The organism is Rhodococcus sp. UFZ-B548, assembly GCF_903819475.1.
GTDB classification, from domain to species: domain Bacteria; phylum Actinomycetota; class Actinomycetes; order Mycobacteriales; family Mycobacteriaceae; genus Rhodococcus_F; species Rhodococcus_F erythropolis.
In genome coordinates this window covers 1-12,382 of the sequence record NZ_CAIJDS010000041.1, presented here as the reverse complement: position 1 = coordinate 12,382, position 12,382 = coordinate 1, and the positions used below count along the sequence as shown (strand labels likewise).

General features: G+C 62.9%; 12 protein-coding genes. 11 read left to right on the top strand and 1 reads right to left on the bottom strand.

Annotated features, from left to right (window positions below; genetic code table 11):
- Nucleotides 1-2,188: 2,188 nt before the first annotated feature.
- The 9 genes from H7C86_RS26675 to H7C86_RS26635 all read left to right on the top strand — a co-directional run bounded on the left by H7C86_RS26675 (nt 2,189) and on the right by H7C86_RS26635 (nt 10,168).
- Entirely contained in the window at nt 2,189-3,229 is a 1,041-nt protein-coding gene (locus tag H7C86_RS26675) for a DUF3560 domain-containing protein (protein ID WP_182262544.1), read from the top strand.
- 47 nt (nt 3,230-3,276) lie between these two features.
- Nucleotides 3,277-3,528 (top strand): hypothetical protein, encoded by a 252-nt coding sequence (locus H7C86_RS26670; protein WP_182262543.1) that lies wholly within the window; start codon nt 3,277-3,279, stop codon nt 3,526-3,528.
- 83 nt (nt 3,529-3,611) lie between these two features.
- A complete protein-coding gene (locus H7C86_RS26665; RefSeq protein WP_182262542.1) occupies nt 3,612-3,893 on the top strand; it encodes a hypothetical protein in 282 nt (93 codons plus the stop codon).
- Nucleotides 3,890-5,194 carry a WGR domain-containing protein gene (locus tag H7C86_RS26660; RefSeq protein ID WP_182262541.1) on the top strand — a complete coding sequence of 435 codons (1,305 nt, stop codon included), beginning with the start codon at nt 3,890-3,892 and terminating at the stop codon, nt 5,192-5,194. Before H7C86_RS26665 ends, H7C86_RS26660 begins: the two co-directional genes overlap by 4 nt.
- A 213-nt stretch (nt 5,195-5,407) precedes the next feature.
- Nucleotides 5,408-7,444 (top strand): DHH family phosphoesterase, encoded by a 2,037-nt coding sequence (locus H7C86_RS26655; protein WP_182262540.1) that lies wholly within the window; start codon nt 5,408-5,410, stop codon nt 7,442-7,444.
- A 68-nt stretch (nt 7,445-7,512) separates the two neighbouring features.
- Nucleotides 7,513-8,220, top strand: coding sequence for a CPBP family intramembrane glutamic endopeptidase (locus tag H7C86_RS26650; RefSeq protein ID WP_182262539.1), 708 nt, complete (start codon nt 7,513-7,515; stop codon nt 8,218-8,220).
- Nucleotides 8,221-8,331: 111 nt separating this feature from the next.
- A complete protein-coding gene (locus H7C86_RS26645) occupies nt 8,332-8,949 on the top strand; it encodes a hypothetical protein (RefSeq protein WP_182262538.1) in 618 nt (205 codons plus the stop codon).
- A 118-nt stretch (nt 8,950-9,067) separates the two neighbouring features.
- Nucleotides 9,068-9,334 (top strand): hypothetical protein, encoded by a 267-nt coding sequence (locus H7C86_RS26640; protein WP_156394490.1) that lies wholly within the window; start codon nt 9,068-9,070, stop codon nt 9,332-9,334.
- 228 nt (nt 9,335-9,562) lie between these two features.
- Nucleotides 9,563-10,168 (top strand): hypothetical protein, encoded by a 606-nt coding sequence (locus tag H7C86_RS26635; protein WP_182262537.1) that lies wholly within the window; start codon nt 9,563-9,565, stop codon nt 10,166-10,168.
- Between the two features lie 129 nt (nt 10,169-10,297).
- Here H7C86_RS26635 and H7C86_RS26630 read toward each other — a convergent pair whose 3' ends face one another.
- A complete protein-coding gene (locus tag H7C86_RS26630; RefSeq protein ID WP_182262536.1) occupies nt 10,298-10,807 on the bottom strand; it encodes a hypothetical protein in 510 nt (169 codons plus the stop codon).
- 299 nt (nt 10,808-11,106) lie between these two features.
- On the opposite strand from H7C86_RS26630, the gene H7C86_RS26625 reads away from it, so the two are divergent.
- A complete protein-coding gene (locus tag H7C86_RS26625; RefSeq protein ID WP_182262535.1) occupies nt 11,107-11,619 on the top strand; it encodes a hypothetical protein in 513 nt (170 codons plus the stop codon).
- An 85-nt stretch (nt 11,620-11,704) separates the two neighbouring features.
- Complete coding sequence (locus tag H7C86_RS26620) at nt 11,705-12,121, top strand: hypothetical protein (RefSeq protein WP_182262534.1); 417 nt, start codon at nt 11,705-11,707, stop codon at nt 12,119-12,121.
- Nucleotides 12,122-12,382: the final 261 nt, after the last annotated feature.

The following is a 12,382-nucleotide window of genomic DNA, read 5'->3' as shown; positions in this document are numbered from 1 at the left end:
ACGTCACCGGGCGGCCGGATCACCCCTCGAAGCCGCCTGCGGCGACGCTTCGGAGCCCGTCGAGCGGGCAGTGACACGTCTGGGAGATGCCTGCGGCCGGGCGGCTGCGCGCCCGTGACGGTCTGCCGCGAAGAGCTGCGGCAGGCCTGTGCCCGAGGCGGTTGCCGAGGGCGGCACCGCCGGCGCTCACGCGCGGTGAAGACTCTCCGCCACACCGGGGGAACGACAGGGACTTCACCGACCCGGCGAGGGTCGAAGTGGCCTTCGGCCACCGAGGCCTGTTCGTGCCGGGACCTCTCCGGTTCCGTGTTCTCGTGGGGCCCTCACCGATGCCATCTACTCTCTCTTGCGCGCTGACGCGCGGGCATCGGACCCACGAGACCACTGCACCTGCGCGGACGGTGGGGACGGCGGCCGAGGCCGCCTGCTGCTCTGAGACAGAGACCCACCGGGGGACCGCGGCTGACGCCGCGGGCACGGCGTCACCGTGCTGAGACGGACCGCTGGCGCGGCCCGTGTGACCCTGACGCCACCATGGGTGCAGCCCCGCCAGTCGCTGCGCTCCCAGCGGCTCTGAGACCGCCACAAACCCAAAAACGGGGTTTGCGCCGTCTGCGTCAGGCTCCTGGCTCACAGGGCGCAAGGCGTCACCGCTCCATGCTGGGGAAACACGACATCGATACCGTCCTTGCGACCACCCGTTCCGGGCGGCTGTCGCCGGTCTGCGACCGGTCGCAAGGCCGGAGATTCTGCTATGTTTCCCCAGATCGCCACGGCCGCAACCTCCCGCCGCTAACGCTCTGGGTCGGTCGCTGTGGCTCCACACTAAAAAGGGCATAAGGAGTCGTGACGCACGGCGGGTTCCGTTCGCTTCGCTCACTACACCCTTGTTTGCCCGGCAGAGCCGGGACGACCTCCTCGGCTGGCGCCTCGTCGCCACTCGCTGCGCTCGGGTCCTCATCGCCTACGGCTCTCTCCTCCGGCCGCTGGCGCGCCCTCCCTCGTTCACCTACGTCGACCCCTGCGGGGTGCCCTGGGGACGCTGCTGCTTCCGTACCGGCGGTGCTCGGCGCTGGCGCGCCTGCGGCCCGTTCCGGGGACGGTCACTCGCTCGCTCGTGTCCTGTGGCTGTTGCTGCGTCCTGCCGGCCCGTATCGCGCCCCTGGCGCGCGTTGCTGTGACGGGTGGGGCCGGAAATCGAGAACTCTGCTGCCGCCCGCGGCACCCCGCGGAGTGACCAGTTCGTGTCGGCCGGACCGTCCTTAGCGTCGGATGTTCCGACACCTCGCAGACCGTGATTGCGGAATCCGAGATTGCAAAGATGCCGCCGCCGAGGGGCATCGTGTCCGATTCGGCTCGCGGCCCACACCGGACTCGGAGCCGTCCTGCACCACCTCTTGCACCGCGCGGCTGGGGACAGCTCGAATCGGAGAATGAGGTCTGTCTGTGACCTGTAGATGTGACGTCACGGGCTCCGCTCGCGCTTCATTGGGCGGCAGTCAGAGAGTGGGATTTCCACCTCCTTGTGTCAGGTCGCAAGAAACCTCGCTGGGGTGGGAAGCGCACGACCGCGGCGCCCGGTGGCCGGCACCCGAAGGGTGCTGCGGGAAGCCCGCCGACACCACGTATCCCTCCCGTTGCATGGCCCGGCCGTGGCCGAAATCCGAGCGAGCGTGTCGACCTTCCGCTTCATGGCATTGAGTCGGCCAGCCGCATCTGGCGGTCCCGGGCCCCGGCCGTGACCGGTGCCCGAGGATCGAGTCGAGACGGGCGCGGGATGGTCGCTCACGCCCGGCACGGGGGACCCGTCGGTACCTGGTCGTCGGACGACGAGGTACCGACTTCGGGCGGAGCCACATCAGGCCCCGAAGTTATTCCCGAACATTTATAGCGGTGCTCTATATGTGGGTTTTTCGATTAATAGTGGCGTCGTTCAACGAGCCGTTGCCGGAGGGTCGATGGTTTAGTCACCGATGTGACGCAAACCTCGTGTTTAACGACATGAGAACGGCGAACTAGGCCCTGAAAAAGGCGTCGTAGAAGTCCACTAAGAGATAGCCGTCGCGATTATCGGGTTTTTATTCTCCACAAACTGACATCACCTAATCGGCCGCTAGTACGCGGCCCGGATGGAGTGCTGCTCTCGCGCTCGCTCGCTGGACCCCCACTCACCGAAAGGAACGTTCACGTGACTTCACTGACCATCACCCACACCCATGCCGAAGGCACCCTCATCGAGGGCACAGTTCGAGGCGACGGCTCTTCGGACATCTTGAAAGCGCAGCGCTGGCGCTGGTCCAGGAATCTCGGCTCCTGGTACATCCCACATTCGCGAGACCGCCTGGCCAAACTTCCTCAGATCAACGCGACGGCTTCGGCGCTGCGCAGCGCCGAGTTCGACGTAGAGATCACGATCGACGACACGTACCGGCCAACGGCCGAGGTCGAGTCGGACAAGATCACCCGCCAGGAAGGTCGTGTCGAGGCGCTCGGTGCGAAGGCTGAGCGCAAGGCAGGCGTAGCCGAGGCTGCTTGGGAAGCCGAGCGGGCTGCGCATGCCGCACTGCCGGAGGGTGGCGAACCGATCAAAATCGGCCACCACAGCGAGAGTCGGCACCGCAACGCTGTCGACAAGGCCTGGAACAAGCTCGGCAAGGCCGTGCTCTCCGAGCGTGAGGCCGCCCGGGCGCGTGGCCGAGCCGACGCCGCGGCCGGGACCACGGATTCCCGCTACGCCCCGGTGTCGGTAGCTCGCCGAATCGCGAAGCTCGCCGCTGAACTTCGCGGTCACGAGCGTGCCCGCGACGGCCACACCCGCACCTTGTTCACCAACAGTCAAACCGGAGAGAAGTACCTCGAGTCTCACGCTCCGGCAGAGGGCACCCACCGCGACCGCGTTCTTGCAGAAATCGAGCGCACCACCGACGACCTCGCCTACTGGGAGGGTGTCCGAGCTCAGCACATCGCAGACGGCAAGGTCACCGCCTTCAATCCAGACGTCGTGACCAAGGGTGACCACGTCTACTACATCGGCAAGTGGAACGAGGTCGTACGCGTCAACGCGAAGACCGTCGCCATCCGCTCCATCGTCGGCGGCAGCTGGACCGACCGGATCCCGTACACGGAGATTCGGGCTCTGCGGACCGCTGAGGCCGTCCCCGTCCGCGTCGTCGACGGGGCACGCGTCATCGGTGACGAAGCCGCCGACGAGCCCGCTGTGACGCCCTGACCGACGGCGACCTTCCCCCACCGCACCCGAACTGAAAGAGCCCACCCATGCAGATCACCATCACAATCGAGGACACCTACGCCAACGGCGATGAGTTCGCGCCCCGTACTGAGACCGTCACCGTCAACCCTCCGCTTCCTGGTACCGACGACCTCGAGGACTGGGCAGCCGATGAGCTGTCCCCGTTCACCGGTCAAGGCGACGCCATCTACGCCAACATCGACGGCATTCACGAGGTCACAGTCGTCGACTGCGCCGACCACGCTCATCTCGTCGGTGAGATCTTCTCCTTCGGCTGAGCTCGCCTCCGATTCGTGCCACCCACAGCCTTTACCCCCCGCTCAAAGCCCTCGAACATCCTGAAATATGAATTGAGACTCCGATGACAGACTTGCTCATCATCGACAACGGTACGCGTATTGCGTTCCGTAGCCGACTGGACCACGAGTCCAGTTATGGCACTGTCGCCCGATTCGCTGGGTACAGCAACGGCGTGCGCAAGTACGTCGTCGAATGGGATCAACCCGCCAACTCAGCCGAACGCACCTCTGTGCTCGCCGAGAACGAATTCGACATCGTTCCCGTCACACCGCCCTCGTTGCACCACATCGCCGGACTCAGCAACGCCGACTTCGAGCAGCACATGCGGGACGGACTGTTATGAGCACCACAATTCACATCACCGAAGCCCAGTACATCGACCCGCGAGCGGGCAACGACAAGTTCTACCGGACGTACGTCCTGGGATCGACCTGGGTGACGCAGTACGGACGCAACGGCACCATCGGTACGTTCACCAAGCTGATCGAAGTCGCATCCGAGGACGCTGCCGCGAAAGCTGCTGCCGCCAAGTTCACCTCGAAGGTCAAGAAGGGCTACGTCCCCTACAAGGCCGGTTCGCTGACGCTTGATCGACCTGTGGGTCCAGATGATCTCGGGGTTCTCGACGAGCTGGCGCAGCAGCTACCCGTTTCGAAGGACAAGGCTGCGGCCGGCGTGTCCCAAGAACCCGCCGCGACTGTCGATCTGGGCCCCGAAACGCTGCCAGATCTGACTGTGGCCGTGGATTCCGCTCTCGCCGCCGTCTTCACTGGGTCGGCCGCCGACCCAGTAGCTGGAGTGGGCTTACCTCTGCGGCCCATGCTGGCCGCGACGTTGTCTCCCGATCATCTCGACGAGGTGATGGACTCCGATACCTGGGTCACTCAGTTCAAGTACGACGGAGACCGTGTCCTCATCGAGGTCACCGATGGCCGGATCAATGTGCTAAATCGGCAGGGCGAAAACAAGATTCGTAACGTAGGTCGTGCTCAGTTGTTGCCGTTCACGGCGCTACGTCGGGGTCGGTGGGTGTTCGACGGAGAAGTCGTAGGCCGCACTCTCGTGCTGTTCGACCTCGCATTCGCATCCGGGTTGCGGACCTGGGTCACCGAGAGTGACCCCTTCATCGCTCGCAATCAGGCGCTGCAGGTCATCGCCGACCTTCTCGTGATCCCGGTGCCGGACCGAATCGCAGGATCGCCCGTGGTGCTGGCACCGGTCGCCTCAAGTCCCGAGGCGAAGACTCTGATGCTCGCCGACGCGGTACTGCAGCAGCGAGAAGGTCTCATCGCACGTCGAGGGGCCGGAACTTACGAGCAGGGACGTCGTTCGACGGGCTTACTCAAGCACAAGCTGGTCAAGGACGTCGACGTCGTCATCTCCGGCCTTCATGCCACCAAGGAGTCCGCCACCCTCTCGGTTCACGACGAGCACGGAACTCTTGTCGAGGTCGGTTCCGCGTCGACGATCGGTAAGGGGAGTCTGTCCCTTGGCGAGGTGTGGGTGGTGACATTCCTGTACGTCACCGACCCCAGCCATCCCCGCCTGGTGCAACCGCGGCTCGTTCGTCAGCGCACGGACAAACCCGCTGCCCAGTGTCAACTCGACCAATTCGTTGCAGCCGGCACCAGTCGGATCGTCTGACCCATCGCTCATGCGACGAGGACCCGGAACGCATGATCGCGTCCCGGGTCCTCGTTCCCGAGACAAATATATCGACTATTTTTCTAGCCAGCAGATCAGCAGGTCAAATGCTAATTACAATAACTTTCGGACAATGCTAAACTCGTGTCACGACCATCAAATCTCTTCCGTGCGTGACGTGTACCGCCGGATCGAACGAACGGATCATCTGCCATGACCACTCCGGCCGAACACGTGCTCGACAGCGTCATCTCCGTGGCACGCAATTTCTCCAAGCGCCGCCCCTTCGACATCATTCGTGAGCGCCGGGGCTGGGACACTGCGGCGATCGAGCAGCTCGAGCTCGGCACCCACGAGCCTCTGCCCGACCTGGAACTCAGCGTGGCACTCATTCATGCCGCTATCACCCAAGGTCGGACCATCACTGTGCTCACCGACTACGACATGGACGGGGTTGCTGCCGGCATCCTTACCTACGCTGGCCTGGCCGAGCTCGGCGCGCAGGTCGAGCTCGTCGTCCCGCACTACGAGGGCCCGCGCGAGATAACCGCGGAGAAGGTCGACCAGGCGGTCGCCCAGTACCCCACCACCTCGCTGATCATCACCTGCGACGTCGGCATCAACTCCAACGACGGGATCGACCGGGCCCACCAGCGCGGGATCGAGGTCATCGTGACCGACCACCACATCCAGACCGTCGATGAGTGTCGGGCCGACGCTGTGGTCGACCCGAACAGGACAGGATGCACATATCCCGAGCCGGACATCTGCGGCTCGCAGGTCGCGCTCCATATCCTCGACGCTTACGCCCGCGCCCACTATCCGACGAAGTCACCAGCGATCGCGATGCTCTCGGTATTCGGTGGCATCGGAGGTCTCGCCGATGTGATGCCGTTGCGCGGACAGACCCGTGCGCTGGTGCGCCGGGCGCTCGGCCTGTTGGTACTGGCCCTGCCCGAGGTGCCGGTCTACACCAAGCAGGATTCTCTTCGTGAGGACAATCCGATCAAGCGCTACAAGATCGGCGAGTGGAACCTCGAAGAGCCGGATCGCATCGATCCCGACACCTCCACTCTCATGCGGATCGTCAACGGTCAGGATCACGACCGGCGATACCGCCAGGCTCTACGAGGTCTTTCGCTGCTACTGGCTCGACTGATTGCTGCCGGCAAGGTCAGCTCTGTCGACAGTCTCGACGTCTCGTTCCTCGGCTTCACACTGACACCGATGTTCAACGCCACCCGCCGCGTCGACGCTGACATGGCCGACTCGTTCATGGTGTTCGTCCCGGAGGCTGTCCGGGCCTCCCGGCCCGAATACATGCCCCATGTATTTGCCTCAGACTCCGAGATCGAGAAGGCCCGCCGCATCGCGGCAGACACGTTGCTCCTCAACAACGAGAACCGCAAGGAATTGACCAAGGCCGCTATGGAGGACATTCACCTCGCCGACCAGCCCTACGCGCCCTACCTGTGGTTCTCCGAGGCGAAGCCTGGTGTGCTCGGACTGCTCGCATCCAACCTGCTCACAGAGACGGGGATGCCGACGATGGTCGTCAACCCGCACACGCTCTCCGGATCCGCGCGGGCTCCAGAATGGTTCGACGTGCTCGGATTCGTCGCCGACATGAACGACTCTCGCCTCCATGCTCTCGGACACCATCAAGCGTGTGGTGTCGGAGCGACCGAGCTCGACGCGTTGGAAGGTCTGATCTCGGCCATCGACGGCTACGTTCGTTCACTCCCCGAGCCGGACCCGGCGGATCTGCGGGCAGACCTGCACATGATGGACATCGAGTCCCTTGCGAGGCTGGATGTGGCGTCAGCCGACACTCTCCTACGGCTGCAGCCCGACATCCCGGTACCCATGGCCACCGAGCTCGTCGATCTGGCGAAGTGCCTGAGCGAGCTCGCGCCCTTCGGTCAGGGCTTTCCCGCTGCAGACATTCGGGTCACGTTCCAGCCGGTCAACGCGGCCGTGAAGCTGATGAGCCGGAAAGAAGAGGCCGGCGAACTGGAAAAGGGTGTCGAGCCTGACCCAGCGGACTACAAGCACGTGAAGATCACGACCGGGCACGGCCTCGACCTGCTGTGGTGGAACAAGGCTGACCAGTATCAAACGCTCATGGACGCTGCGCTGGTGACTGCGACAATCACCCTGTCGACGAACCAATTCATGGGAAATATTCGACCTCAGGCGATCGTCTCGTCCCTGGAGATTCACTCCGGTCCGTCCGTGCAGAACAGCTAGTGAGCGTTCACCGTGACAGCAACCCTCGACGGACTTCGGTCCGTCGGGGGTTGTCTGCGTGGAGCCTGGTGGTTGTCGCCGTCGTCGGCGTCGGCGTGTCCTTGACGGTTCCCCAGCTGCTGCTACGCGGCGTCGGTGTGAGTCCGGTGATCGCCACTTCTGCCTGCATGATTGCTCTCTCCCTCGCCATTGGGCACTACGCGCCTGCACTCCGGATTTATCCGGCTCGACAGTCCGGCTCTGCGCACAAACCCTCGGGAATCCTCGTGGCCGCCGTTGTGCTCGCCGGTGTCTGTCTCTGGTCGATCGGTGCCATAGTCGCCCGACTCCTCATCACCGATGAAGAGAACTCCACTCAACGGCTCGGAGTCGAGCCGTACCTGCTCACACTGCTGTTCGTGCTCGCCATAGCCCCGGCTACCGAGGAGATCCTCTACCGCGGCCTTCTGCAGGGTGCGCTGAACCGTGTCTCCCCCGTTGCTCTCTCGGTATCCCTGACCACGGCGGTCTTCGCTCTCGTGCATCCGCACCCGCGAGATGTCGTGATGGCCTGCGCCATCGGCTTGCTCGCCGGCATCACCAGGGAGGTGTTCGAGACGATGACGGCACCGATTCTGGTGCACGTCGCCATGAACACAGCTTCGATGCTCGTACCGTCGGCCGCAGTATCTGCTCTGGCTCACGGCTCAGCCGCCGTCCCTGTACTCGTCCTATTCGCCGTCTTCCTCCTGCTGATCAGCGCGGCCGCTCGATCTGCAGCTCTTAGGAGCCTTTGAAAAGACTCTCATCGAACCGAGCTTCGCATTGGGAATTGCATCTACCCAGTGCGCAATCCCCGGAGCTGTCCATAGCCCTACCACCGCAACCGACAAGGAGACCTATCCGCCATGAACGACAAACGGTTCTATCCCACAGACGGAGCGCGTGAACGTTCCCCGAATCACCCTCGCGACCTACGTTACGAACCCAACACGGTAGGTATCGACTCCGGAGACTATCGCCTGGACGAACGTGGCGGCTTCGCCGAAGACTGGGTCAGCGCGGCCACGATGGCCGATCTACCTGCTCTCGCACAGTCCCCCGACTGGGAAGATCGCCTCCGCGCCGAAATTCTCCGTCAGCGGACGAAAATCACTCTGCCCGAGGCGTTTCCCTGCATCTACGAGGTAGCCGAGTCGCCCACAAAAGCGAAGGCTCTGCACCCACGCCCGCAACCCTGGGTGGTCTCCCCGGACGAGGGGATGCTGGCCGAACTGCTACCGCTCTACCAAGAGTTATGGGACCACCAGACGCGGCAGTGGGGACCAGGATCCCGCCGTCTCTTCGCCCTCGGGCATCTCGATGGTCTCTCGCCTCGCCGGGTCTACCGCCGCGGAACAACGGTGGCTCAGGTCATCGGCGGCACCATGCTTGTACACACTGACCTGTATCGGACTGCGCCCGAACATCTTCGCGCACTTCACCCCATGCACGAGGTATGGGCGGGTCGCAGTCGGCCCGCCTGAGGGCGCAGTTCAGAATACGTTCCGGTGCCGGCATCACGGATCCGTCAGTAAGTGCGTCGACACGAACTGACGCCCGCTCGATACGCTATGAAGCTCAACCCCACCAGAGGACAAACCGTTGACATTGAACATGATTCGCACCCAGATCACCGTAACCCCCGTCGCTCCCCCGCCTCTCGTAGAACGCTTCAAACACATCGTCGGCAATCTCGATCCCGTCTGGTGGGTCCTTCTGGTTGCAGCCATCGCCGCCGCAGCTCTCGGTCTGGCGGCCAAGTCGCAGGATCTCAGGTTCGGTGACACTCGCCTGTCCGCAGCCGTGCTCGGCACCGCCGCGGTGCTACTGGGTGGGCTGTCGGTCTTTCTGCTGATCTGGGGTGTCTGAACTCGGTCTCGGATTCGATCCGCCGACCTACGCATGCGGTACGCTTTACCCAGAGCCGCATCGCATGGCTGACCCCGAGTTGTATCAGGTGCCCGCATCACCGCACAGACACAACGCCGGAGGGCAAGGTCCTCAGAAGTTCGGATCTGCGAAGCAGGAAATGTTCGTGCACTGAGTCCGTGTGCGATGGATGCGGGACGTCGCCACCACCAGTGGATGGATCCTGTAATGACACGAAACAACAACCGTAAGAAGCCTGCTCGCGCGTACAAGAGCGCGAACCCCGGTATCACCTACCCCGCGGCTCTGCGACGCACCGCCGTCCCGAGCACAGGCAGTACGGTCACCGCCCCGTCGGCGGGAACTGGTAGCCCGTATCCCCTCCCCCTCACTGTGTACGAAGTGCTGAAGGCCGCTGTCGAGGGTGACAAACAATTGCTCAGTCACGAGCTCGAGATCAGTCTCGACACCGGCCCCAGCGATTTCTATGTCGACCTCGGGCCTGAAATCGAGGAAGGGCCCATTGTCGTCGATGATGTCGACATCGACGCATCCACAATGGATTACGACGAAGCGGAAAAGTACGAAGACGGCACGTCCATCGGTGAAGTGCGTGTGTCAGCTGTCGTCCAATGGAGTGGACCAGTGTACAAACCGACCTATTACGGCGCGCCTGACGACGTTCAGTGGACCGTGATCGATCCGGACTTGAACGAGCACTACGTGGAGGTAGCCGGCGAGTTCGAAACCGAATTGGTCTTCGACTACACCGTGATCCCCGGCGAAGACTCGCCAGACACCTTCACATTGACCCGGATCAACGACAGGACCTGATCGTCACGCCGCGTCGGACGAGTTCACCTCTGCCGAGCATGGATTCGGCACAGGTACCGCGCGTTTCAAAAGCAATGACCCCGCGCAACTCAGTGCGCGGGGTCATTGCTGAAGGCAATCCACGACCAGTCAGTCGACCACTCGTACCGGATCGACTCCGATCAACGATCCGTCGGCAACTGCTGCCGGATGCACCAGGTACAGACCTTCTCCATGCTTCCGCCGCAACTCGCCCAACCAGCTCGAGGTCAGGTCGTCGACTCCCAGCGCCAGAGACATGCCGCAGAGGTCCGGAAGTAGTCGGTAGCCCACGGCTGGGTCACCCGCGACCGCGTGGCGCTGATCGTGCGCCATGTACTCCCGGCCCTCTGCCGGCAGCTCGGACAGGCCGTCTCTACACAATTCGCACGCTGTCACCACCGCGCACGGACGCAACGCAGTCCCCACACCCAGAGTGCCTTCCCTGTCTTCGGCGCTGAGCCAGAAGCACTGCACCTTCCACTCCGAACTCTCTCCGCGGACATCGACCAGGTGCGCGGTGGCCACGTTCAGTTCCTCGGGCAGGACTCCGCGACTGCTCTCAGCGCTCCATTGCTCTACTGCCCCACTCGTCGACGTTCCGAGACTGCCTGTGGTCATATGCTCCCCTGATCGATCCTGGCACGTTCGAGAAAAGTTATTCGACGGTAGCTCAACAAGGCCGTAACCAGTAGAAACAGTAGCAAAAGATCGAATAACTAATTCCAAGATATATACTACGGGCGCACTGCCCGAAGGCGAGTGCGCCTGACGTGTTCCCTGGCCCCACGGTCCTGGGAACAACGCCTTCCCTGGCACCGGCGGAGCCTGTACCCGGGTGTTTTTCTGAAGGATGTCGCAGCCTGGCCTCCCCCAGACGCCGTCTCGCCCCGCAGACCTGAACCAGAAGGAACGCAATCATGAAAGTCGCAACCGCGTTCTACGACGAGAACAATCTCCTCGTTCCGCCCACCAAGTTGTGGCCCGGTACCCATCCCACGATGAACAAGCTCACGCTGCAGGGCGGGTACTGGCACATCTGCACGAAGTTCTTCGACACGACCACTATCCGCGACGTTATTGCCGCGGCTGCGCTCCAGGCCATCATCGATCACAACGGAACGGTCATCTACGACCAGATCGACGAACACCCCGTCGTTGACGAAACAACTCGTGAATTCATCGGTTGGCGCTACTACGTCCAGTACGTGATCGAGGAGCCCGATCATCAACCATTTCCGAGCTACGCAGCAACGGCTGACCGAATCGGGATCTCGCCCGACTACGTCCAGCCGTATGACGGTGTCGCCGAACATGGCCCTGACTATCAGACGCCTCGGCCGCAACGGCTTTCGGCTCTGCAGGCTCACCGTGAGGCGCAACAGCACCGGGCTCCGCAGAACATCGGTCTGTCCCACGAGCCGACCTACTGAGGGCTCGATTCACCGGGTCTCGACCTGCCCACCCCGCACGCTGACATCCCTGCAGCGCGCGCCAACTGATCACACCTGGAGAGATATGAACAAACCATTCACCCGTACAGCAGGGCTCGGCGTAACGCTGGCTGCCGTTGCAGTCCTGGGAGCTGGCGTTGCCGCCGCAGATACTGTGCCCGATGGGGTCTACCTCGGAACGGTGAACGGTGCCCAGGTGCCGGTTTGGGAGGGCAAGACGATCTCCGGCGGTGGCACCTCTGTGATCAACCGCCTCAACGGGTTGGATCGCTTCCCCGCCGACGTCTATGCCGGCCCGTCTATCTATGACGGCTCGCCGGTGACGCACATCGACTACCGCGTGCTTTCGCCCGAGCTCGGCATGTTCGTGCACGACGAAGTGACTCCGGACGCGAACGACCCGAACCGTTTGAACGGCCGGATGTACTTCACGGCGTTCGACAGCCCGATCCCGGTGCTGTCGTTCACCCTGACGAAATAGCTTCGACACGCACCTTCAGGGACCCACCAAGGCCCTGATTACTTACTTCTGACGTTTCCCACTACTCGCCGCAGATCCTGGTGCACACCAGGACTGCGGCATCTGTGTTTCTGGGAGACTATCCACGCTGACACACATGGCAGGTCCGACTGGGACCTCTCCATTCGACACTCAGAAAGGTCCCAGTCAATGAACGATCATCAAAGAGGCTCATCCCAATCGGGGGTGTAGGAGTTGGGGTCTGAAGCCGCCGGTCTCGAG

Excerpts from the sequence above, each read along its gene's own strand:
- H7C86_RS26670 (WP_182262543.1), top strand. The coding sequence starts at position 3,277 with ATGCAGATCACCATCACAATCGAGGACACCTACGCCAACGGCGATGAG.
- H7C86_RS26665 (WP_182262542.1), top strand. The coding sequence starts at position 3,612 with ATGACAGACTTGCTCATCATCGACAACGGTACGCGTATTGCGTTCCGT.
- H7C86_RS26660 (WP_182262541.1), top strand. The coding sequence starts at position 3,890 with ATGAGCACCACAATTCACATCACCGAAGCCCAGTACATCGACCCGCGA.
- H7C86_RS26655 (WP_182262540.1), top strand. The coding sequence starts at position 5,408 with ATGACCACTCCGGCCGAACACGTGCTCGACAGCGTCATCTCCGTGGCA.
- H7C86_RS26645 (WP_182262538.1), top strand. The coding sequence starts at position 8,332 with ATGAACGACAAACGGTTCTATCCCACAGACGGAGCGCGTGAACGTTCC.
- H7C86_RS26635 (WP_182262537.1), top strand. The coding sequence starts at position 9,563 with ATGACACGAAACAACAACCGTAAGAAGCCTGCTCGCGCGTACAAGAGC.
- H7C86_RS26630 (WP_182262536.1), bottom strand. The coding sequence starts at position 10,807 with ATGACCACAGGCAGTCTCGGAACGTCGACGAGTGGGGCAGTAGAGCAA.
- H7C86_RS26625 (WP_182262535.1), top strand. The coding sequence starts at position 11,107 with ATGAAAGTCGCAACCGCGTTCTACGACGAGAACAATCTCCTCGTTCCG.
- H7C86_RS26620 (WP_182262534.1), top strand. The coding sequence starts at position 11,705 with ATGAACAAACCATTCACCCGTACAGCAGGGCTCGGCGTAACGCTGGCT.